Annotated in this window: 1 pseudogene; it reads left to right on the forward strand. The window is 39.7% G+C overall.

Going from position 1 to position 282, the window contains the following annotated elements:
- Positions 1-282: pseudogene (locus AAEY62_RS21955) on the forward strand (uroporphyrinogen-III synthase); the annotation flags it as partial.

Below are 282 nucleotides of genomic sequence, written 5' to 3' on the forward strand. Positions count from 1 at the left end.
GCAACAGCCAACAATGGCAAAGCTACGGCTAAAAGCGATACGCACAAAGCAACTAATAAGACTGACAACACTAAGCAACGAGTAAGTAAAGTCGGGAGCTTAGCACTTATTATTTCGCTAATTGTTGCCTCTGGAGTTGGCTTTGAGTTTTATCAAAAGCTCAACGCGAGCAAGACGCAAAGCTTAGCTGTTAATCAATTAAATGAGCAAAATAAATTACTACAACAAGAGCTGCAAGCACTTAAGTTAGCTCAAGCTAATTTGCAACAGACACTATTAACG

Source organism: Pseudoalteromonas sp. GW168-MNA-CIBAN-0100 (assembly GCF_040309225.1).
Taxonomy (GTDB): Bacteria; Pseudomonadota; Gammaproteobacteria; order Enterobacterales; family Alteromonadaceae; genus Pseudoalteromonas; species Pseudoalteromonas arctica.